Source organism: Pusillibacter faecalis (assembly GCF_018408705.1).
Taxonomy (GTDB): domain Bacteria; phylum Bacillota; class Clostridia; order Oscillospirales; family Oscillospiraceae; genus Oscillibacter; species Oscillibacter faecalis.
In genome coordinates this window covers 908300-928870 of record NZ_AP023420.1, presented here as the reverse complement: position 1 = coordinate 928870, position 20571 = coordinate 908300, and the positions used below count along the sequence as shown (strand labels likewise).

Below are 20571 nucleotides of genomic sequence, written 5' to 3'. Positions count from 1 at the left end.
GCCTCCTTTTTATTGCAGCAGTTTCTTCCGCTCTCGGTAGTCCGGAAGCACCCGCTCTAACAGCGCGTAAAAGCGGGGACCGTGATTTTTTTCCAGGATGTGGCACAGCTCGTGGACCACCACCAGGTCCACGGCCTCCTCCGGACAGCGCATCAGGAAGCAGGAAAAGCACAGGCTGTTTTTTCCGCTGCAGCTGCCGTACCGCTTTCGGGCGGCGGTGATTTTGATGCCGGCGGGAGTTACCCCCATCAATTGGCTCCAGTGAGCCACCTTACCAGGCAGAACTTCCAGGGCCTTTTCCTTGAGGGAGGCGATTTCCTCCGGTGTGGGCGGAGGCGGCACGGAGAGCTGCCGCCGGCGCTGACGCTTCAGATGTCTGGAAATCCAGTCCGCGTGGCGGAGAACAAAGTCGTCGATGGCCTCCCGGGGCAGCCGCGCCGGGGCCCGGACCAGCACACGGCACTCTGGTGTGATCTCCAGGGACAAGGTCCTGCGCTGGGAGCGAATGAGTTCATACTGTTCCATATAATCCACGATACCACGTCCGGTTAAAAAATACAAGAGTTCCGTTTCCCTGGAAGGTGCGAACGGGTGGCGCCCTTTTACCCTTTGGACTGATTTAGTCAATAAACAACCTCCCTCCGCTACTTTGATGAAGGGAGGCACTCCTTTATGCGAACATCCCGACTAACTGAATTTGTCAGTCGATGAACAGATTGATTTCAGCGAACATCTTATGCAGTCTGTGTTCATCAAATGGAAGATACTCAGCTACTGTGAAACCAACAACATCCGTATTTTCCGTAATCAAACGCAGTATTTCCGACAACTTCTCGATCGTCATCTTCCCACCGCCAGCTCCATCGCCAACTAATTCCGAGTTTGCAAAATAGGTCGAGTGGAAAAAATGTTCATCTAATACATCTATATCAAAATGTATGAGAATATGGTCAAATCGACCTATAAAAGACTTGATTTCTGAGCTGGACACAAATGTCTGATCCTGCACCTTGTACTTCACACCCATATCATTCAGGTATTTTTCTTGATAAGCATGGAGCGGTTGAAGTCCGATATAGAAAATCTCATCTGGCTTGAATAGGGAATTCTTGATTTCTTTCGTCAGTTGTGCAGCTCCATGACCTAAAAGACTACCAAGCACCATTGCATGAGCATTCGGATATCCATCATTCAAAGTTGATACATCTGGATGTGCATCAATCCAGATAATACCGACGTTTTTGTATTTGCCATGCAGGTAATCAAATGGTGCAAGAGACACCATACAGTTACCTCCAATGGTGATGATCCTATCGGGGGTTTGTTTAGAGATCTTTTCCTGTGCGTCTCTGATTCCTGACAAAACTTCTTCCTCAGCGTATATTCCATTTGTAACAGTTTTCTCTTTGCTGTTAGGTGGGATAATATCCACTTTCACAACGGGTTGATTCGGATTCTGAGGTAATATATATTGCAGTAGATTGGCGCCAAAATAATATGTATCAAGCCCACCGCTAACATGGTCAGGATATAAAAGCCTAATTGTTTTCATTGTAATTTGACACCTCCGTAATTCTGATTTTACTCTACCATATTTTTCTGCTTGATTCAATTCATAGTGAAATCGACGGAGTTAGAACCCATCAGTCCAAATGTAAAAAGGGAGACAGGTGGATACCGGTTGACAAAGCTTGAGAAAGTCGATACAATGAACATTCAATGAAAACTGCGGCTTCGGCGGCATGAAGTAAAGGAATGGAAGCTATGGCACAGGATAAGAGACAGGTGGACGCCATCACCCCCCGGGACGTGGACTTCGCCCAGTGGTATACAGACGTGTGCAAGAAGGCGGAGCTGATCGACTACACCTCCGTCAAGGGGATGTTTATCTATCGTCCCTATGGCTACGCCATTTGGGAGAATATCCAGCGGATTCTGGATGACGAGTTCAAAAAGACCGGGCACGAGAATGTATATCTGCCGGTGCTGATCCCGGAGAGCCTCCTGCAAAAGGAGAAGGACCATGTGGAGGGCTTCGCCCCGGAATGCGCTTGGGTGACTATGGGCGGCAGCGAGAAACTGGAGGACCGCCTTTGCATCCGCCCCACCTCGGAGACTCTGTTCTGCGAGCACTACGCCAACATCATCCACTCCTGGCGGGACCTGCCCAAGCTGTATAACCAGTGGTGCAGCGTGCTGCGGTGGGAGAAGACTTCCCGCCCCTTCCTGCGCCACCGGGAGTTTTTGTGGCAGGAGGGCCACACCATGCACGCCACTGAGGCTGACGCACGGGAAGAGACGATGCGGATGCTGAACGTCTATGCAGACTTCATGGAAAATGTGCTGGCCATGCCGGTGATCCGGGGCCGCAAGACAGAGAAAGAGAAGTTCAACGGCGCCGAGGAGACCTACACCGTGGAGTGCATGATGCATGACCACAAGGCCCTCCAGGCCGGCACCAGCCACTATTTCGGAGACGGTTTTGCCAAAGCCTTTGACATCACCTTTGCCGGTAAGGACAACCAGCCCCACCACCCCCACCAGACCAGCTGGGGGGTTAGCACCCGGATGATCGGCGGCATCATCATGACCCACGGCGATGACAACGGCCTGGTACTGCCTCCCCGGGTGGCGCCCATCCAGGCCATCGTGATCCCTGTGGCACAACACAAGGCCGGCGTTTTGGACGCGGCCGCATCCCTGCGGGACCGCTTACAGGCGGCGGGCGTCCGGACCAAGATGGATGAGTCCGACAACTCCCCCGGCTGGAAGTATGCGGAGTATGAGATGAAGGGCGTGCCCCTGCGGGTGGAGATCGGCCCCAAGGACATGGAGAAGGAGCAGTGCGTCATCGCCCGGCGGGACACCGGCGAGAAGGTATTCGTCCCCTTGGCGGAGCTGGAGGAGACGGTGAAGAAACTCCTAGACGCGGTCCATGACAACATGTACGCCATGGCCCTGAAAAACCGGGAGGAGAACACCTTTGACATCACCTCTCCCGCCGAGGCCAAGGCGGTGACCAGCGGCAAGGGCGGCTTCCTCCGCTCCAAGTGGTGCGGCTCTTTGGCGTGCGAGCTGGCCATGAAGGAGCAGGCTGGCGTTAGCTCCCGGTGCATGCCGCTGGAGCAGAGCGGCACCGAGGGCGTGTGCCCGGTGTGCGGTAAGAAGTGCACCACAGATATTTACTGGGGCGTGGCTTATTGAAGAAATTGCCGGTTGTGCCAGCGGAAACACACAGTCAAAAAAATCTCTTGTTTTTTATCGGACTTTCCGGTAGAATAAGGAAGAAGAAAGCTCCATACAGCGGAGCTCAAAAAAATCGAGGGCACGTGCCCTCTCTCCGTTGCCAAGCCAACGGAGAGTAAGGAGGTTTGACGACGATGAGAAAGTCAACATGGAGAGCGCGCCTAAGCGGTGTGCTGGCGGCGGTATTTTTAGTGGGACTGCTGCCCACAGTGACTTTAGCCGCAGATAACGATCCAATTACCCGGGCTGGGCTGGCGGAGAAGATTTATACAAATGATTCGCTCAAAATGCTGATTGTTGACGACACAACTGAGGCTGGGTTTAACGATATTGACAACTGTACTGAGGATCAAAAAAATGCTATCAATGCTCTGGCCAACGCCGGAATTATCAGCGGCACCTCCGCTGATACATTCAGCCCGAGTAAAACAGTAACCCGTGCCGAGGTGGCGGTGGTTCTTTGGCGAGCCACCGGATGCAAGAGCAACGAAACTGCGTCAACGGTTGTTTTTGATGATGTGCATATTGGCGACTGGTATGCCCCTGCCATCCAAGCCCTTTCCGCCGCAGGGATTATCACCGGAACGCAGGACGAGAAGTTTAACCCTACCGAAACGATTACAGAACAACAAGTATCTACCCTTATAAGTAGATATGCCAGCAGCGGAATGAATCGTTGGCAGACGGGTACTACCCGGTTGGAAATGCTCATGGAAACCTATGAAAAGTATAAAGACAGCCCTGTCCTGCAAGCAAAAGCTGAAGCTGGCTCAGAAATAGATTATGCAGACATCAGTGACTGTACGCCGGAGCAGAAAACGGCAATTCAATTTTTTACAAAAGCTGGTATTGTACAAGGTTACAATGAAACGCCAGCCGCATTTCATCCCTATGCCGCCGCATCTAGTGTGCAGATTGCGGTATTCCTTATGAACTGTGCCCGAGCGAGCGGAGCAGCAAGCAGGAGTGTAACGTCTCTATCCAATTTGATGCCCTTGGCGGCTAGCGACACCGCCACTCAGGCGTTTGATTTTCTGGAGGCGCAGGGGCTTACCATCAGTGATGGTGTTAAAGATAACCCCAATGCCCCGGGCCTTACAACAAATCTTTCAGCGTGGGCAGATGCCGTTGCTCCCGAGAAACCTACATTCAGTCCTGCAAGCCAGGCCTTTACAGGCACCCTGTCTGCCATCATCAGCGCAGGCGAACATACGGGAAGTGACGGTACAAAAATCTACTATACCACTGACGGAACCGGACCGACTACATCCGGCACCCTGTACAATGGCGCAATTTCGATTACGGCAACCACCACCATAAAAGCCATCGCTGTTAAAAATAATCTCGTCAGTGAGGAGGCCTCCGCCACCTACACGCTGCAAGGCAGCACTGTTGTGCTGACGCCGGACCCCACCCCGGACATGGGCGACAGCTCTGGTGACAGCGAACCCAGCTACGCCCCCAGCATCAACACGGGTAGAGGCGGTACTGTAAGGACCTCTCCCCGAACCCCCTCTGCGGGAGACACAGTGATACTCACCGTCACCCCCAACCCCGGCTATGAGCTCTCAGAGCTCATCGTCACCAGCCGTTCCGGTGCGGTGGAGGTAACTGACAACGGCGACGGTACCCATACGTACCAGCAGCCTGCGGGCCGGGTCACCATCACCGTCCGATTCCGGGAGGAGGCGGGGCCCCGGCCTTTTGCCGACGTGCCGGAGGACTACTGGGCAAATGACGCGATCCGCTGGGCCATGGAGAGCGGCTACATGAGCGGTACCTTGGAAAGTATCTTCACCCCGGAGGGGGCAGTGACCCGGCAGCAGGTATGGATGATACTGGCACGGTTCTCTGGCAGCAGTCCGGCGGATATGGCTCAGGCGGCGGCCTGGGCAACGGAAAGCGGGATTTCCGACGGCACGACCCCCGGCGGCGCGGTGAGCCGCCAGCAGCTGGCTGCCATGCTTTACCGCTATGCCCAGAATCAGGGCCAGGGATTTACTGGCGCGTGGACCTTCCCCCTGGACTACCCGGATGCGGAGGCGGTCAGCGAATACGCCTATGAGCCCCTCTGCTGGATGACCATGAACGGGATAATCACCGGCACCACCCAGGGTATGCTGAATCCCCGGGACGGAGCCACTCGGGCTCAGTTCGCGGTGATGCTCCAGCGATTTGCCCAGGCGCTTGGCTGAGTGAGAGAAGAGAACGGCCAGGGAAGGGCCGGAGCGGGTGCTCCGGCCCTTCTTTTTTCGCCCTTTGAAGGGGTGGAGGAAACCAATTTTGCACGGTTGCCCGCCTTTCCAAAAAAATCTGCATAATTTTATAAAAAACGGAGAAATTTCTCTTGACATTGGTGGGAATTTCTTTTATGATAATTAAGCTCGCGTGGAAAGGCCATGCCATGCCCATGCAGCACTGCGATGAACCGGGAGATTGCTCGAAAGAGGTAACTTCCGGGGAGTATGTCCGATCATCGGGCGGCTGAGAAGGAATCTGTACGTCGCGTAGATCGCTACGCCATGTCTGATACCGGCCGTTTTATGCGCCGGTATTTTTCGTGAGCTGGAATGATACGCACGGTTCAGCGTATAGAAAAATTCTCTCGCCGTAGGTTGTCGAGACTTCGTAAAACTACCTACGAAATCAGGAGGAAAACACCATGGCACAAAAAGAAATGATCCGCATCCGGCTGAAGGCCTACGATCACCAGGTCATTGACCAGAGCGCAGAGAAGATCGTCGAGACTGCTAAGCGCACCGGCGCTGAGGTCTCCGGCCCCATCCCTCTGCCCACCAAGAAGGAGGTTGTCACCATCCTGCGGGCCGTCCATAAGTATAAGGACAGCCGTGAGCAGTTTGAGCGCCGTACCCACAAGCGCCTCATCGACATCACCAAGTCCTCTCCCAAGACTGTGGAGGCACTGATGGCCCTGGAGCTGCCCGCTGGTGTGGAGATCGAGATCAAGCTGTGATCTTAAGATCCCAGACACAATCCTTTGATTCCCTGTGTTTCAAAACGCGGCCCGGCAAAGCGGGTGCGTTTTGATAAAGAGGAAATGCAGCGAAGTGAGCGAGTTTTGGCCGCAGGCCGAGGCGCGTGATACGGAGTTTGCGTTGACGAGTTTGCTGTCCATGTCTGCCGTCTTGCGAGGCAGACGGGTCATGTCGGCAGAGCAATGCCTCCGGGACCCAACCCGAATGTATCTAAGCCGACCAATAACCTTTAAGGAGGAATATACATGAAAGCGATCATCGGCAAAAAAGTGGGCATGTCCCAGATTTTTGACGAGAACGGCCATGTGATCCCCGTCACAGTCATCGAGGCGGGTCCCTGCGTGGTCGTGCAGAAGAAAGCCGCTGAAAAAGAGGGCTATGAGGCCGTTCAGCTGGGCTTCGAGGATGTGGCCGAGCGCAAGCTCACCAAGCCTGAGATGGGCCACCTGAACAAGGCCGGCGTTTCCCCGAAGAAGCACCTGCGGGAGTTCAACCTGGAAAATGCCGCCGAGCTGAATATCGGCGACCTGGTCAAGGCTGACACTTTCAAGGCCGGCGACTTTGTGGATGTGACCGGTGTGAGCAAGGGCCACGGCTACCAGGGCGTTGTCAAGCGCCACGGCGCCGCGGTGAAGCGCAACACCCACGGCGGCGGCCCCGTCCACCGCCATCAGGGTTCCCTGGGCGCGGGCACGACTCCCGGCCGCATTATGAAGGGGCGCGATGGCGCGGGTCACATGGGCGTTGAGCAGGTGACTGTGCAGAACCTGGAGATTGTCAAGGTGGACCCCGAGCTGAACATGCTGGTGGTCTGCGGCGCGATTCCCGGCCCCAAGGGCGGTCTTGTGACCATCAAGAGCACTGTCAAGGTCCACAAGGTCAAGCAGGCTGGCGCCGACATCAGCAAGAACCCGCAGAAGGCCTCCGGCCGCAACCCGCAGAAGGCCTCCGCCAGAAACAAGTAAGAAAGGGGTGCTTAAAGAATGTCTTCTATCAAAGTTTTGAACATGGCCGGCGCAGAAGTCGGTACCGTGGAACTCAGCGACGCTATCTTCGGCATCGAGCCCAACTCCGTCGTTGTGCATGAGGTTGTTAAAAATCACCTCGCAAACCGCAGACAGGGCACCCAGAGCGCTCTAACCCGCGCCGAGGTCTCCGGCGGCGGCAAGAAGCCCTGGCGTCAGAAGGGCACCGGCCACGCCCGTCAGGGTTCTACCCGGGCTCCCCAGTGGACCCACGGCGGTATCGTTTTTGCCCCCAAGCCCCGGGATTACAGCTATGTGCTGAACAAGAAGGTCAAGCGTTTGGCGCTTAAGTCCGTCCTCTCCGCCAAGGCGGCCGAGGGTAAGCTGGTGGTGATCGACACCATCAAGCTGGACGCCATCAAGACCGCTGACTTCCGTAAGTTCCTGGACGCCGTCAAGGTGGATGGCAAGGCCCTGGTTGTGACCCCCGCCGTTGACACGGTCATCGTCAAGAGCGCCCGGAACATTCCCGGCGTGCTGACCACCCCCGCTGTGCAGCTGAATGTCTATGACATCATCAACGCCCAGTACCTGGTTGTGGATCAGGCCGCCCTCGCCAAAATCGAGGAGGTGTACGCGTAATGGCTACCGCATACGACATCATCATCCGTCCTATCATCACTGAGCGTGCGATGTCCGGCGCTGCCGACAAGAAGTACGTGTTTGAGGTTGCCAAGGACGCAGGCAAGGTTGAAATCAAAAAGGCTGTTGAGGAGATTTTCGGCGTGAAGGTCGCCTCCGTCAACACCATGAACGTGCCCGGCAAGCAAAAGCGCATGGGCGCCGGCCGCCCCGGCATGACCCGGGGCTGGAAGAAGGCCTATGTCCAGCTGGCCGCTGACTCCAAGACCATCGAATTCTTTGAAGGCATGGTCTGATAACGGAAGGAGAGTAAAGCGATATGTCTATCAAAACCTTTAAGCCGACGACTCCCTCCAGACGTCAGATGACAGTCTCCGGTTTCGACGGCATCGACAAAAAGGCCAAGCCCGAGCCCAGCCTGACCGAGCCTCTGAAGAAGAGCTCCGGCCGCAACAGCTATGGCCGTATCACCGTCCGCCACCGCGGCGGCGGCAACAAGCGCAAGTACCGCATCATCGACTTCAAGCGCGACAAGATGGGTTCTGCCACCGTGCTGCGCCTGGAGTATGATCCCAACCGCTCTGCCAACATTGCCCTGATCCAGTATGAGGACGGCGAGAAGCGCTATATCCTGGCTCCCGTGGGCCTCAAGGCCGGCCACAAGATTATGACCGGTCCCGACGCCGACATCCTGCCCGGAAACGCCCTGCCCATCGCCAACATCCCCGTGGGCACTGTGATCCACAATATTGAGCTTCATCCCGGCAACGGCGCCCAGCTGGTGCGCTCCGCCGGCACCTCCGCTCAGCTCATGGCGAAGGAAGGCGGCGACGCTCAGATCCGGATGCCCTCCGGCGAGGTCCGCATTGTGCGTACCAACTGCTACGCCACCATTGGTCAGGTGGGCAACATCGAGCACGAGAACATCAACATCGGCAAGGCCGGCCGGAAGCGCCACATGGGTTGGCGTCCCACGGTCCGCGGCTCTGTCATGAACCCCAACGACCACCCCCACGGCGGCGGCGAGGGCCGCGCGCCTGTCGGCCGTCCCGGTCCTGTGACACCCTGGGGCAAGCCCGCTCTGGGCTACAAGACCCGCAAGGGCAAGAACCCCACCAATAAGTTTATCGTCAAGCGCCGCAACGAGAAGTAAAGGAGGCAAGTCAATATGAGCAGATCTGTAAAAAAAGGCCCGTATGTTGCCCCGGAGCTCCTCAAGCGGGTCGAGGAAATGAACGAGAAGAACGAGAAGAAGGTGCTGAAGACCTGGAGCCGCAGCTCCACCATCTTCCCCGCCTTTGTCGGCCACACCATTGCTGTGCATGACGGCCGCAAGCATGTGCCCGTCTACATCCAGGAGGACATGGTGGGCCACAAGCTGGGCGAGTTCGCGCCCACCCGGACCTTCCGCGGACACCGGAAGGACTGATTGAAGGAGGATGCTGAACATGGAAAATAAAGTTGCAAAAGCCTATCTGCGCTATGTCCGCATCTCTCCCCGGAAGGTCCAGATTGTCTGCGACCTGATCCGCGGCAAGGATGCCGGCACCGCCATGGCGATTCTGATGCAGACCCACAAGTCTGCCTCCGAGCCCCTGATGAAGCTGCTGAAGTCTGCCTGCGCCAACGCGGAGAACAATTTCCAGATGGACCCCAGCAAGCTGGTGGTCTCTGAGGTCTTCGCCACCCCCGGCCCCATCCTCAAGCGGATGATGCCTCGGGCTCAGGGCCGCGCCTATCGCATCAACAAGCGCACGTCTCACGTCACCCTGGCCGTGACGGAGAAGGCATAAGGGAGGAGAGCAGTTTATGGGACAGAAAGTTAATCCCCACGGCCTGCGTGTGGGCGTCATCAAAGACTGGGATTCCCGTTGGTATGCCAGTGAAGAGAAGGTCGGTGATCTGATCGTCGAGGATCAGAAGATCCGTAAGTACCTGAAAAAGGCCCTGTACGGTGCCGGCGTTCCCAAGATTGAGATCGAGCGCAGCAGCGACGTGGTCACTATTTTCCTGCACTGCGCCCGCCCCGGCATGGTCATCGGCAAGGGCGGCGAGCAGATCGAGCAGTATCGCCTTGCCGTTGAGAAGCTCATCGGCAAGAAGGTGAAGCTGAACATCGTCGAGGTTCGTAACCCCGACATGAACGCCCAGCTGGTGGCGGAGAATATCGCTCAGCAGTTGGAAAAGCGTATCTCTCACCGCCGCGCCATGAAGAATGCCATGGCCCGCGCTATGCGCGCTGGAGCCAAGGGCATCAAGGTCTGCTGCTCCGGCCGTCTGGGCGGACGGGAGATCGCCGGCGTGGAGCACTATCACGAGGGCACCATCCCCCTGCAGACCATCCGCGCCGACATTGAGTACGGCTTCGCAGAGGCTGCCACCACCTTTGGCCGCATCGGCGTGAAGGTGTGGATCTACAAGGGCGAGGTCCTCAGCCAGACCCTGCGCACCACCCCCCGTACGATGGACACCTCCAAGCCCTATCAGGAGCGTCGTGAGCGCCGCCCCCGCCGGGATGGCGACCGTCGCGGTGGCTTTGGCGGTGATCGCCGTCAGGGCGGCGGCTTTAACCGTGACCGTCAGGGTGGTTTCAACCGTGGTGGCCAGGGCCGGCCCCAGGGCGGCTTCAACCGCACCACCAATCCCAGCCGCCCCGCTGCTGCTGCGGCGCCTGCGGCACCTGCTAAGGAAGGAGGAGCCCAGTAATGCTTCTGCCGAAGAGAGTCAAATATCGCCGTGTCCACCGCGGACGCATGACCGGTAAGGCCACCCGCGGCAATACCCTGGCTTACGGCGAGTATGGCTTGGTAGCCACCGAGCCTGCCTGGATTACCAGCAACCAGATTGAGGCGGCCCGTATCGCCATGACCCGCTACACCAAGCGTGGCGGTCAGGTCTGGATCAAGATTTTCCCCGACAAGCCCGTGACCAAGAAGCCCGCTGAGACCCGCATGGGTTCCGGTAAGGGTTCTCCTGAGTTCTGGGTTGCCGTCGTCAAGCCCGGCCGTGTCATGTTTGAGATCGCCGGCGTGTCCGAAGAAGTTGCCCGCGAGGCGCTTCGTCTGGCCAGCCACAAGCTGCCCATCAAGACGAAGGTGATCGCCCGCACCGAGGAAGCAGGTGAGTGAGATGAAGGCAAGTGAGATCCGTAAGATGACCCCTGAGCAGCTGAATGAGAAGCTGGCTGGACTGAAGAAGGATTTGTTCTATCTTCGCATGCAGCATGCCACCAATCAGCTGGATAACCCCGTGAAGATCCGGGAGACCAAGCACGACATTGCCCGAGTCAAGACCGTGCTGGCGGAGCTCTCCGCGGCTGACAACAAGCAGTAAGGAGGGAAACGAGAATGAACGAAGAAAAGAGAACTTCCTCCCGGAAGACCCGCGTTGGCAAGGTTGTTTCCGACAAGATGGACAAGACTGTGGTCGTCGCCATCGAGGACCGCGTCGCCCATCCTCTGTATAAGAAGATTGTCGGCCGTACGTACAAGCTGAAGGCTCATGACGAGCAGAACGCCTGCGGCATCGGCGACAAAGTCAAGGTGATGGAGACCCGTCCGCTCAGCAAGGACAAGCGCTGGCGCGTGGTTGAGATCATCGAAAAGGCGAAGTAAGGAGGTGCCGTAGTATGATTCAGCAGGAAACTTTTCTGAAGGTTGCCGATAATACCGGCGCCAAAGAGATCAAGTGCATCCGGGTCCTGGGTGGCTCCAGCCGGAAGTTCGGCAACATCGGCGATGTGATCGTTGCCTCTGTCCGCAAGTCCACTCCCGGCGGCACTGTGAAAAAGGGCGAGGTCGTGAAGGCCGTGATCGTCCGCAGCGCCAAGGGTGTCCGCCGCAACGACGGCACCTATGTCCGCTTTGACGACAACGCCGCCGTCCTGATTAAGGACGACAAGAATCCCAGAGGCACTCGTATCTTTGGGCCTGTGGCGCGCGAGCTGCGTGACAAGGATTATATGAAGATCCTGTCTCTCGCCCCCGAAGTGATTTGAGGAGGGCAGCAGAATGGCTATGAATGTAAAGAAGGGCGACACGGTTGTCGTCCTGTCCGGTAAGGACAAGGGCAAGCAGGGCAAGGTGCTGGGCACCGTTCCCGGCTCCTTGAAGGTGGTTGTGGAGGGCATCAACATGGTGACCTGCCACGTCAAGCCCCGCCGTCAGGGCGAGGAGGGCGGCATCATGAAGCGTGAGGCTGCCATCGCCGCCTGCAAGGTGCAGGTAGTCTGCCCCAAGTGCTCCAAGGGCACCCGTATCGCTCATAAGATTGAGGGCGGCAAGAAGACCCGCGTGTGCAAGCACTGCGGTGCCGAGCTGTGAGAAAGGAGAGCTGACAAATGGCAAGACTGAAAGAAAAGTACACCGCCGAAGTCGCTCCCGCCCTGATGAAGCAGTTCGGCTATAAGAGTGTGATGCAGATTCCCAAGATCGACAAGGTTGTCGTGAACGTTGGCTGCGGCGAAGCCCGCGAGAATGCCAAGGTGCTGGAGAACGTGACAGGCGATCTCGGCAAGATCACCGGTCAAAAGCCCGTGATTACCCGCGCCCGCAAGTCCATCGCTAACTTCAAGCTCCGTGAGGAGATGCCTATCGGCGCCAAGGTCACTCTGCGGGGCGACAAGATGTGGGAGTTCCTGGACCGCCTGTTCAATGTGGCTCTGCCCCGCGTCCGCGATTTCCAGGGCATCAACCCCAACTCCTTCGACGGCCGCGGCAACTATGCCCTGGGCATCAAGGAGCAGCTGATCTTCCCCGAGATTGAGTACGACAAGATCGACAAGATCCGCGGTATGGATGTGGTGATCTGCACCACCGCGCAGACCGACGAAGAGGCCCGCGCCCTGCTGGAGCAGGTCGGCGCTCCCTTCGCCCGCTAAGGAGGAGGAGAAGAATGGCTAAGAAATCAATGATTCTCAAGCAGCAGCGCGAAGCGAAGTTCTCCACCCGCAAGTACAATCGCTGCAAGCTCTGCGGTCGTCCCCACGCATATCTGCGTGATTACGGCGTGTGCCGTATCTGCTTCCGGGAGCTGGCCTACAAGGGCGAAATCCCCGGCGTGCGCAAGGCCTCCTTCTAAGGAGCCGCGCAATTAACTTCTTTGTAACCAGGGGCCTTTGATATGGGGGTCCTGGCATAACGGATGGCGAAAGGTCATGACGAATTGGGTGCTCCGTGCAAGCGGGGACTCCATTCGCCATGATACCTCGCTGCCGGAGCGGCTGATGAGGCCGCAACTCTGAAAATAGGAGGATTTAACATGCATATCACCGATCCTGTTGCGGATATGCTCACCCGCATCCGCAACGCCAACAGTGCCAAGCACGACACCGTTGATGTTCCCGCTTCCAACATGAAAAAGAGCATCGCTCAGATTCTGCTGGACGAGGGGTATATCAAGAGCTTCCAGGTGGAGGAGGACGGCCTGCAGGGCATGATCCACATCACCTTGAAGTACAACGCAGGCAAAGAGAGAGTGATTAATGGCCTGCGCCGCGTTTCCAAGCCCGGCCTGCGCCGCTATGTGGGCGCCGATGAGCTGCCTCGTGTGCTCCGCGGCCTGGGTATCGCCATCATCTCTACGTCCAAGGGCGTCATGACCGACAAGAAGGCTCGCGAGCTGCATGTCGGCGGCGAGGTCCTGGCGTTCGTCTGGTAAGGAGGGTATGGAACCATGTCTAGAATTGGCAGAATGCCCATTACCGTTCCCGCCGGCGTCACCGTCAGCATCGCCGATGGTAATGTGGTTACCGTAAAGGGGCCCAAGGGCGAGCTCAAGCGTGCGCTGCGCCCTGAGATGATTATTAAACAGGAAGGTTCGACGATCACCGTGGAGCGCCCTTCCGACGATAAGCTGCACCGCAGCCTCCACGGCCTGACCCGGACGCTGCTGCACAACATGGTTGTGGGCGTCACCGACGGCTTCAAGAAAGAGTTGGAGGTCAACGGCGTTGGTTACCGTGTGGCTAAGGAGGGGAAAAACCTGGTCATGAACCTGGGCTACTCCCATCAGGTGATCGTTTCTGAGACCGAGGGCATTACCATTGATGTCCCCGCTCCCAATAAAATTGTGATTAACGGCTGCGACAAGCAGGTTGTGGGCCAGTTCGCCGCCGAGGTCCGCGAGAAGCGTCCTCCCGAGCCTTATAAGGGCAAGGGCATCAAGTATGCTGACGAAGTCATCCGCCGCAAGGTCGGCAAGACCGGCGCTAAGAAGTAAGGAGGTGTGCCGATATGATTAAAAGACCAAATACCAATGCGCAGCGCCTCAAGCGTCATAAGAGAGTGCGCGCCAAGATCTCCGGCACCCCTGAGATGCCGCGTCTGAATGTGTTCCGCAGCGAAGCCAACATTTATGCACAGGTCATTGATGATGTCAATGGTGTGACGCTGGTTTCTGCTTCCTCTCTGGATAAAGCCATCGACGGCTATGGCGGCAACATTGCCGCTGCCACCGCGGTGGGCAAGCTGGTGGCTGAGCGCGCCAAGGCCAAGGGAATTGAGAACGTCGTGTTCGACCGCGGCGGCTATCTCTACCACGGCCGTGTAAAGGCTCTGGCCGAGGGTGCCCGTGAGGGCGGCCTGAAATTCTAAGGGAGGAGGAACGAGACATGCCTAGATTTGAAAGAGAACAAAGCGAGTATATCGAGAAGGTCGTCTACCTGAACCGTGTTTCCAAAACGGTGAAAGGCGGCCGCGTCATGAAGTTCTCCGCCCTGGTCGTCGTGGGTGACGGCAAGGGTAAGGTGGGCTACGGCCTGGGCAAGGCCGCCGAGGTTCCCGAGGCAATCCGCAAGGGGATTGAGGCAGCCAAGAAAAACATGATCACCATCACGCTGTCCGGCAGCACCGTTCCCCACGAGACCATTGGTGAGGCTGGTGCAGGCCGTGTGCTGATGAAGCCCGCTGCTCCCGGTACTGGTGTGATCGCCGGCGGCGCCGTTCGTGCAGTCGTCGAAGCCGCAGGTATCAAGGATATCCGGACAAAGTGCCTGCGTTCTAATAACCCCAATAACGTTGTCGCCGCCGCTTTTGAGGGACTCAAGTCCATGCGCGGCCCCGAAGAGGTGGCCCGTATTCGCGGAAAGAGCGTCGAAGAGATCCTGGGTTAAGGAGGCGCGAAACATGGCAAACTTAAATATTAAGCTCGTCAAGAGCCTGAACGGCCGCCTGGAAAAGCAGGTTGCCACTGCAAATTCCCTGGGTCTGCGCAAAATCGGTGATGTCACTGTGCAGCCCGACAACGATTCCACCCGTGGCAAGATTGCCAAGATCGGCTATCTGCTGCAGGTCACTGAAGTGAAGTAAGGAGGCACGAATGATGAAACTGAGCGAACTGTCTCCCGCCGAGGGTTCTGTCCGCGAGGCATACCGCAAGGGCCGGGGCGCCGGTTCTGGCAATGGTAAGACCGGCGGCCGCGGCCATAAAGGCCAGAAGGCCCGCAGCGGCGGCAAGGTCCGCGTGGGCTTCGAGGGCGGCCAGATGCCTTTGGCCCGTCGCATCCCCAAGCGCGGTTTCAACAATATCTTCGCAAAGCCGCTGGAGATCATCAACCTCGGCGCGCTCAATGCCTTTGAGGACGGTGAGACCGTTACTGCCGAGGCATTGCTGGAAAAGGGTATCCTGTCCAAGTGCGAGTATGGATACAAGGTTCTGGGCAATGGCAAGGTTTCCAAGAAGGTTACTGTAAAGGCTTCTGCTTTCTCTGCGTCTGCCAAGGAGGCCATTGAGGCAGCTGGCGGAAAGGCAGAGGTGATGTGACTTGATCCAAACGATTCGTAAGGCCTGGGGGATTCCCGAGCTGCGCAAGAAGATCATCTTTACACTCCTGATCCTGCTGATCTTCCGGATCGGTAATGCGATCACGGTCCCCTATATCAACAAAGACGCGCTGCAGATTCAGCTGGCCAGCATGGGTAGCACCTATTTTGGCCTGCTGAACACCATGAGCGGCGGCGCCTTCTCCATGGCGACCGTCTTTGCTCTGAGCATTCAGCCGTATATCAACGCATCCATCATTATCCAGCTGCTGACCGTGGCAATTCCGGCTTTGGAGCGGCTGGCAAAGGATGGCGGCGAGGAGGGACGGAAGAAGATTCAGTCCATCACTCGCTATACAACCGTTGGGATTGCCGTGCTGCAGGCCTTTGGCTATTATATGATGATGCAGCGCTACAACCTGCTGGAGAGCGGCGTGAGCGGCATCTGGCCCGCTCTGGTCATTATTGTGACGCTGATTGCCGGTTCCTCCTTCGTCATGTGGATGGGGGAGCAGGTCAATGAGTTCGGCGTGGGCAATGGTATTTCCATCATTTTGTTCGCCGGCATCTTGGCTCGCGTGCCCAACATGATTTCCGGAATGATTGATGGCGTTCGGACTTGGTCTGGCGTCCAGGCTGGCAGTATCACGCTGGAATCTCTGATTTCCGGATATGAATCCGCGGGCTATTCCGCTGACCTGGCAAAGCAGCAGGCGGAGGCCGTACTGGGCAGCGCCATTGCTCCCTGGGGCATTGCGCTGCTGCTGGTCGGCGTTCTGGCACTGATTGTGTTCATCGTGTTCATTTCCGATGCTGAGCGGCGCATTCCTGTGCAGTATGCCAAGCGTCAGGTGGGCCGGAAAATGTACGGCGGTCAGAGCAGCAACCTGCCTATGAAGGTGAATATGTCCGGTGTCCTGCCCATCATTTTCGCCCAAAGTATTGCCACGCTTCCCATCACCATTTGGAGCTTCATCGGCGTTCCTGATGAGGGCACGGTTTCCCGTACGATCTATGATGCCATTGATACCCAGTCTATCATCTATATGGTGGTATATTTTGTGATGATCATTGGCTTTAGCTATTTCTATTCCAGCATTCAGTTCAACCCGGTGGAGATTGCTAACAACCTGAAAAAGCAGGGCGGCTTTATCCCCGGCTTCCGTCCCGGCAAGCCCACAGTGGACTTTATCAAAAAAGTTTTGGGCAAGATCACCCTCTTTGGTGCAATTTATCTGGGTATTGTGGCCATTTGTCCGTTGCTGGTGGGCAAGATCATCAGCAATACCTCTGTGGCCATCGGCGGCACCTCTGTGATCATTGTAGTGGGCGTCGCCTTGGAGACGGTGAAGGCTTTGGAGAACCAGATGCTGATGCGTCAGTACAAGGGCTTCTTGGAGTAAGAAAGGCGAACGTATGAAATTAATCCTGTTGGGCGCCCCTGGCGCCGGCAAAGGCACACAGGCCGACATCCTGTGTAAAGAGCTGAAAATCCCTACCATTTCGACTGGCAATATCCTCCGGGCGGCCATCAAAAATGGCACACCCACCGGACTAAAGGCCAAGAGTTTCATGGACGCGGGACAGTTGGTGCCTGATGAGGTCATCATCGGCATCGTGACCGAGCGGTTGGCCGAGGCCGACTGTGCCGGCGGCTATATCCTGGACGGGGTGCCCCGCACCATCGCCCAGGCGGAGGCCCTGGAACAGGGAGGAATCCAGTTTGACGCTGTTGTTTCCATCGAGATCTCCGACGAGGTCATCATGGATCGTATGAGCGGCCGACGTGTCTGCGAGTCCTGTGGGGCCAGCTACCATCTGGTGGCTGTGCCCCCCAAACAGGCGGATGTGTGCGACAGCTGCGGCGGAAAGCTGGTCCAGCGTAAAGATGATGCCCCCGAGACCGTGAAGGCACGGCTCGAGGTCTATCATAAGGAGACCGAGCCGCTCAAGGATTTTTATGCCAAGCGCGGTCTCCTGAAATCCGTGGAGAACCAACCCACTGTGGCGGAGACCACAGAGGCGATCCTCCGTGCCTTGGGGAGATGAGCGCATGATTACGCTCAAATCTGCCCATGAGATCGACTTGATGCGCCGTGCCGGTAAAATTACCGCGGCTGCCCGTGCGCTTGCAGGGGAAATGGTAAGGCCCGGCGTAACAACCCAGGAGATCGACAGCGCGGTGGAACACTTCATCCGCAAGCAGGGTGCGGTCCCGTCCTTCCTCCATTATAATGGTTATCCCGCCAGCGTCTGCATCAGCGTCAACGATGAGGTGATCCACGGCATTCCCGGCAAACGGGTGCTGCAGGAAGGCGACATCGTGAGCGTGGACGTGGGAGCTTACATGGGAGGATTTCATGGCGACTGCGCGGCGACCTTTCCCTGCGGGACAATTTCCCCGGAGGCGCAAGATCTGATCAACGTGACCAGGCAGAGCTTTTTTGAGGGAATCAAGTTCGCAAGAGAGGGCTGCAGGCTACAGGATATCTCCGCGGCCATTCAAACCTACGTGGAAAGTCACGGCTACTCGATTGTACGGGAATATGTCGGCCACGGTGTCGGCTCCCAGATGCACGAGGCGCCCGAGATCCCCAACTACGGCCACCCTGGCCGGGGGCCCAGGCTTCTGCGGGGAATGACCCTTGCAATCGAACCCATGGTGAACGCCGGCGCGGCGGCAATCCAGGTACTCAGCGACGGGTGGACCGTCAAGACACTGGATGGCAAGTGGGCTGGCCACTATGAAAATACGATCCTGATTACCGATGGGGAACCGGAGATTCTCACGGCTCCCGCCATCTAAAGAGTAAGAAGAACGTATGGAAATTGCAAAATCGAACATTGTCCGATCCGACGCCGGCCGCGACAAAGGCAAGCTGTTTGTCGTTCTCGCGGTGGAGGGGGAGTATCTCCTGCTGGCGGACGGAAAGAGCAGGAAACTGGAATCCCCTAAGCGGAAAAAGCGCAGACATGTGCTGTTTGTGTCGGCGGAGGAGACCCGGCTTTCTGAAAAGATCAAGAGCAATGAGAAGATCACCAACAGTGAACTTCGCAGGACTCTCGCGGCTTTCCGCGAAGAGGTCCAACCGGACCAGGAGGGATAACGTTTGGCAAAATCCGATATGATCGAAGTGGAAGGTGTTGTGGTAGAGGCTCTGCCCAACACGACATTCCAGGTTGACATTGGGAACGGACACACAATTCTGGCGCACATTTCCGGAAAACTCAGAATGAATTTCATCAGGATTCTGCCCGGCGATAAGGTCACGGTGGAGATGTCTCCCTACGACCTGACCCGTGGCCGGATCACCTGGCGCAGCAAATAAGCGCCGGATACAAACCGCTGAAAGGAAGGTTTCAAACTATGAAAGTAAGACCGTCCGTGAAGCCCATGTGCGAAAAGTGCAAGGTTATTCGCCGTAAAGGCCGTGTCATGGTCATTTGCGAAAACCCCAAGCATAAGCAGAGACAGGGCTAACATTTAATTGGAGGTGCTTTAAGAGTATGGCACGTATTGCCGGTATTGACCTGCCGAAGGATAAGCGCATTGAGATCGGCCTCACCTATATCTACGGCATTGGCAGAAAGAGCGCCAAGGATATCCTGGCGAAGACTGGCGTGGACCCCGATGTCCGCGTGAAGGATCTGAGCGATGCCGATGAGCAGAAGCTCCGTGATGCCATTGACGAGTACATCGTCGAAGGCGACCTGCGCCGCCAGACCGCACTGGACATCAAGCGCCTAAGTGAGATCGGCTGCTATCGCGGCATCCGGCACCGCAAGGGTCTGCCTGTCCGCGGCCAGCGCAGCAAGACCAACGCACGCACCCGCAAGGGTCCCAAGAAGACCATTGCGAACAAGAAGAAGTAAGGAGGGAGAAGGAACATGGCAACTGCGAAGGCATCCGGCGGCAAGAAAGTGATTCGCCGCCGCCGCGAAAGAAAGAACATCGAGCGTGGTCAGGTCCATATTCGTTCTTCTTTCAACAACACGATGGTAACTGTTACCGACAGCCAGGGCAACGCGATCTCCTGGGCTTCCTCCGGTGGCCTGGGCTTCCGCGGCAGCAAGAAGTCCACGCCCTTCGCGGCGCAGACTGCGGCTGAGACTGCCGCCCGCGCCGCCATGGAGCATGGCCTGAAGACCGTGGAGGTCTTTGTCAAGGGCCCCGGCCAGGGCCGTGAAGCCGCTATCCGTGCGCTGCAGGCCGTGGGCCTGGAAGTGACCATGATCAAGGACGTCACTCCCATCCCTCACAACGGCTGCCGCCCCCCGAAGCGCCGTCGCGTGTAATCGAAAGAGGAGGTAACAAGCAATATGGCAAGAAATATGCAGCCGATTGCCAAGCGCTGCAAGGCTTTGGGCATTTCTCCTGCCGTCATGGGCTATGCGAAGAAGGAAACCAACCGCAATCCCGGCGGCCAGATGAGAAAGAAGAAGAGTGAGTACGGCATTCAGCTTAACGAAAAGCAGAAGGTCAAGTTCATCTACGGCATTCTGGAGAAGCAGTTCCACGACTACTACGAGGCTGCTGCCGCTGCCCCCGGCAAGACCGGCGACAACCTGCTGATCACCGTGGAGCGCCGTTTGGACAACGTGGTGTACCGTATGGGCTTTGCCATGACTCGCCGTCAGGCCCGTCAGCTGGTGAGTCACGCCCACTTCACCGTCAACGGCAAGAAGGTCAACATTCCCTCTTATCTGGTGAAGGCCGGGGATGTGATTGAGGTGGCTGAGTCCAGCCGTTCCTCCGAGGTCTTCAAGCGTCTGACAGGCCAGGATGCTCCCATGTTCCTGCTGCCCGCTTGGATGGAGCGCGAGAAGAATACGCTTAAGGGCACGGTCATCCGGCTCCCCGCCCGCGAAGATATTGACGTTCCTGTTGAGGAACACCTCATCGTTGAGTTGTATTCTAAGTAAGCGGAGGATACCCTCGAATATGACACGAACTGCCTGCGG

The 20571-nt window shown here is 57.0% G+C and carries 34 protein-coding genes; 32 read left to right on the top strand and 2 right to left on the bottom strand.

What is annotated here, in order from left to right; genetic code table 11:
* Positions 1 to 9 precede the first annotated feature (9 nt).
* Together KJS55_RS04855 and KJS55_RS04850 are read right to left on the bottom strand one after the other, a co-directional pair.
* Positions 10 to 525, bottom strand: a complete 516-nt coding sequence (locus tag KJS55_RS04855; protein ID WP_213543648.1) for a M48 family metallopeptidase — start codon at positions 523 to 525, stop codon at positions 10 to 12.
* A 175-nt stretch (positions 526 to 700) separates the two neighbouring features.
* On the bottom strand, positions 701 to 1552 hold the full coding sequence (locus KJS55_RS04850; protein WP_213542811.1) for an arginase family protein: 852 nt from the start codon (positions 1550 to 1552) through the stop codon (positions 701 to 703).
* 212 nt (positions 1553 to 1764) lie between these two features.
* Between KJS55_RS04850 and proS the strand changes: the two genes are divergently transcribed.
* The 32 genes from proS (at position 1765) to rpsD (ending at position 20532) form a co-directional block, all read left to right on the top strand.
* Positions 1765 to 3204, top strand: coding sequence for a proline--tRNA ligase (proS, locus tag KJS55_RS04845; protein WP_187028140.1), 1440 nt, complete (start codon positions 1765 to 1767; stop codon positions 3202 to 3204).
* 176 nt (positions 3205 to 3380) lie between these two features.
* Complete coding sequence (locus KJS55_RS04840; protein ID WP_213542810.1) at positions 3381 to 5441, top strand: S-layer homology domain-containing protein; 2061 nt, start codon at positions 3381 to 3383, stop codon at positions 5439 to 5441.
* Positions 5442 to 5908: 467 nt separating this feature from the next.
* Positions 5909 to 6220, top strand: a complete 312-nt coding sequence (gene rpsJ / locus KJS55_RS04835) for a 30S ribosomal protein S10 (protein WP_187028143.1) — start codon at positions 5909 to 5911, stop codon at positions 6218 to 6220.
* 267 nt (positions 6221 to 6487) lie between these two features.
* Positions 6488 to 7207: a 50S ribosomal protein L3 gene (rplC, locus tag KJS55_RS04830; RefSeq protein ID WP_187028144.1), complete on the top strand. Its 720-nt coding sequence runs from the start codon at positions 6488 to 6490 to the stop codon at positions 7205 to 7207.
* 18 nt (positions 7208 to 7225) lie between these two features.
* The gene (gene rplD / locus KJS55_RS04825; RefSeq protein ID WP_187028145.1) at positions 7226 to 7849 is read left to right on the top strand and encodes a 50S ribosomal protein L4; all 624 of its coding nucleotides are present in this window, start codon (positions 7226 to 7228) and stop codon (positions 7847 to 7849) included.
* A complete protein-coding gene (gene rplW, locus KJS55_RS04820) occupies positions 7849 to 8145 on the top strand; it encodes a 50S ribosomal protein L23 (RefSeq protein ID WP_187028146.1) in 297 nt (98 codons plus the stop codon). The genes rplD and rplW overlap by 1 nt, the downstream gene beginning before the upstream one ends.
* Before the next feature lie 23 nt (positions 8146 to 8168).
* On the top strand, positions 8169 to 9002 hold the full coding sequence (rplB, locus tag KJS55_RS04815; protein ID WP_187028147.1) for a 50S ribosomal protein L2: 834 nt from the start codon (positions 8169 to 8171) through the stop codon (positions 9000 to 9002).
* Between the two features lie 15 nt (positions 9003 to 9017).
* The gene (rpsS, locus tag KJS55_RS04810) at positions 9018 to 9278 is read left to right on the top strand and encodes a 30S ribosomal protein S19 (RefSeq protein ID WP_187028148.1); all 261 of its coding nucleotides are present in this window, start codon (positions 9018 to 9020) and stop codon (positions 9276 to 9278) included.
* A gap of 19 nt (positions 9279 to 9297) precedes the next feature.
* Complete coding sequence (rplV, locus tag KJS55_RS04805) at positions 9298 to 9642, top strand: 50S ribosomal protein L22 (RefSeq protein ID WP_187028149.1); 345 nt, start codon at positions 9298 to 9300, stop codon at positions 9640 to 9642.
* 16 nt (positions 9643 to 9658) lie between these two features.
* Positions 9659 to 10555 (top strand): 30S ribosomal protein S3, encoded by an 897-nt coding sequence (gene rpsC, locus KJS55_RS04800; protein WP_213542809.1) that lies wholly within the window; start codon positions 9659 to 9661, stop codon positions 10553 to 10555.
* Positions 10555 to 10977, top strand: a complete 423-nt coding sequence (rplP, locus tag KJS55_RS04795; RefSeq protein ID WP_187028151.1) for a 50S ribosomal protein L16 — start codon at positions 10555 to 10557, stop codon at positions 10975 to 10977. The genes rpsC and rplP overlap by 1 nt, the downstream gene beginning before the upstream one ends.
* Before the next feature lies 1 nt (position 10978).
* Positions 10979 to 11182, top strand: a complete 204-nt coding sequence (gene rpmC / locus KJS55_RS04790) for a 50S ribosomal protein L29 (protein WP_187028152.1) — start codon at positions 10979 to 10981, stop codon at positions 11180 to 11182.
* Between the two features lie 14 nt (positions 11183 to 11196).
* Positions 11197 to 11463, top strand: a complete 267-nt coding sequence (rpsQ, locus tag KJS55_RS04785; protein ID WP_091127917.1) for a 30S ribosomal protein S17 — start codon at positions 11197 to 11199, stop codon at positions 11461 to 11463.
* Positions 11464 to 11477: 14 nt separating this feature from the next.
* Positions 11478 to 11846, top strand: coding sequence for a 50S ribosomal protein L14 (gene rplN / locus KJS55_RS04780; protein ID WP_187028153.1), 369 nt, complete (start codon positions 11478 to 11480; stop codon positions 11844 to 11846).
* Positions 11847 to 11859: 13 nt separating this feature from the next.
* Complete coding sequence (gene rplX, locus KJS55_RS04775) at positions 11860 to 12171, top strand: 50S ribosomal protein L24 (RefSeq protein ID WP_187028154.1); 312 nt, start codon at positions 11860 to 11862, stop codon at positions 12169 to 12171.
* A 17-nt stretch (positions 12172 to 12188) separates the two neighbouring features.
* Complete coding sequence (gene rplE / locus KJS55_RS04770) at positions 12189 to 12728, top strand: 50S ribosomal protein L5 (protein ID WP_187028155.1); 540 nt, start codon at positions 12189 to 12191, stop codon at positions 12726 to 12728.
* Between the two features lie 14 nt (positions 12729 to 12742).
* Entirely contained in the window at positions 12743 to 12928 is a 186-nt protein-coding gene (locus KJS55_RS04765) for a type Z 30S ribosomal protein S14 (RefSeq protein ID WP_187028156.1), read from the top strand.
* Positions 12929 to 13108: 180 nt separating this feature from the next.
* Positions 13109 to 13507, top strand: coding sequence for a 30S ribosomal protein S8 (rpsH, locus tag KJS55_RS04760; RefSeq protein ID WP_187028157.1), 399 nt, complete (start codon positions 13109 to 13111; stop codon positions 13505 to 13507).
* Between the two features lie 15 nt (positions 13508 to 13522).
* Positions 13523 to 14068, top strand: a complete 546-nt coding sequence (gene rplF, locus KJS55_RS04755) for a 50S ribosomal protein L6 (protein ID WP_187028158.1) — start codon at positions 13523 to 13525, stop codon at positions 14066 to 14068.
* 14 nt (positions 14069 to 14082) lie between these two features.
* Complete coding sequence (rplR, locus tag KJS55_RS04750; protein ID WP_187028159.1) at positions 14083 to 14442, top strand: 50S ribosomal protein L18; 360 nt, start codon at positions 14083 to 14085, stop codon at positions 14440 to 14442.
* A 17-nt stretch (positions 14443 to 14459) separates the two neighbouring features.
* Positions 14460 to 14960: a 30S ribosomal protein S5 gene (gene rpsE / locus KJS55_RS04745; RefSeq protein ID WP_187028160.1), complete on the top strand. Its 501-nt coding sequence runs from the start codon at positions 14460 to 14462 to the stop codon at positions 14958 to 14960.
* Between the two features lie 13 nt (positions 14961 to 14973).
* The gene (rpmD, locus tag KJS55_RS04740) at positions 14974 to 15156 is read left to right on the top strand and encodes a 50S ribosomal protein L30 (RefSeq protein WP_187028161.1); all 183 of its coding nucleotides are present in this window, start codon (positions 14974 to 14976) and stop codon (positions 15154 to 15156) included.
* Between the two features lie 13 nt (positions 15157 to 15169).
* Positions 15170 to 15610, top strand: coding sequence for a 50S ribosomal protein L15 (gene rplO, locus KJS55_RS04735; RefSeq protein WP_187028335.1), 441 nt, complete (start codon positions 15170 to 15172; stop codon positions 15608 to 15610).
* Position 15611: 1 nt separating this feature from the next.
* Positions 15612 to 17012 (top strand): preprotein translocase subunit SecY, encoded by a 1401-nt coding sequence (secY, locus tag KJS55_RS04730; protein ID WP_187028162.1) that lies wholly within the window; start codon positions 15612 to 15614, stop codon positions 17010 to 17012.
* Between the two features lie 13 nt (positions 17013 to 17025).
* On the top strand, positions 17026 to 17658 hold the full coding sequence (locus KJS55_RS04725; protein WP_187028163.1) for an adenylate kinase: 633 nt from the start codon (positions 17026 to 17028) through the stop codon (positions 17656 to 17658).
* A gap of 4 nt (positions 17659 to 17662) precedes the next feature.
* Positions 17663 to 18415, top strand: a complete 753-nt coding sequence (gene map / locus KJS55_RS04720) for a type I methionyl aminopeptidase (RefSeq protein ID WP_187028164.1) — start codon at positions 17663 to 17665, stop codon at positions 18413 to 18415.
* A 16-nt stretch (positions 18416 to 18431) separates the two neighbouring features.
* Positions 18432 to 18716: a KOW domain-containing RNA-binding protein gene (locus KJS55_RS04715; RefSeq protein WP_187028165.1), complete on the top strand. Its 285-nt coding sequence runs from the start codon at positions 18432 to 18434 to the stop codon at positions 18714 to 18716.
* A 3-nt stretch (positions 18717 to 18719) separates the two neighbouring features.
* Positions 18720 to 18938 carry a translation initiation factor IF-1 gene (infA, locus tag KJS55_RS04710; RefSeq protein WP_091127896.1) on the top strand — a complete coding sequence of 73 codons (219 nt, stop codon included), beginning with the start codon at positions 18720 to 18722 and terminating at the stop codon, positions 18936 to 18938.
* Positions 18939 to 18976: 38 nt separating this feature from the next.
* Positions 18977 to 19090 carry a 50S ribosomal protein L36 gene (gene rpmJ / locus KJS55_RS04705; protein ID WP_014116882.1) on the top strand — a complete coding sequence of 38 codons (114 nt, stop codon included), beginning with the start codon at positions 18977 to 18979 and terminating at the stop codon, positions 19088 to 19090.
* 26 nt (positions 19091 to 19116) lie between these two features.
* Positions 19117 to 19482, top strand: a complete 366-nt coding sequence (rpsM, locus tag KJS55_RS04700; RefSeq protein ID WP_187028166.1) for a 30S ribosomal protein S13 — start codon at positions 19117 to 19119, stop codon at positions 19480 to 19482.
* 15 nt (positions 19483 to 19497) lie between these two features.
* Positions 19498 to 19905 (top strand): 30S ribosomal protein S11, encoded by a 408-nt coding sequence (gene rpsK, locus KJS55_RS04695; protein WP_187028167.1) that lies wholly within the window; start codon positions 19498 to 19500, stop codon positions 19903 to 19905.
* A 24-nt stretch (positions 19906 to 19929) separates the two neighbouring features.
* Positions 19930 to 20532, top strand: coding sequence for a 30S ribosomal protein S4 (gene rpsD, locus KJS55_RS04690; protein WP_187028168.1), 603 nt, complete (start codon positions 19930 to 19932; stop codon positions 20530 to 20532).
* Positions 20533 to 20571: the final 39 nt, after the last annotated feature.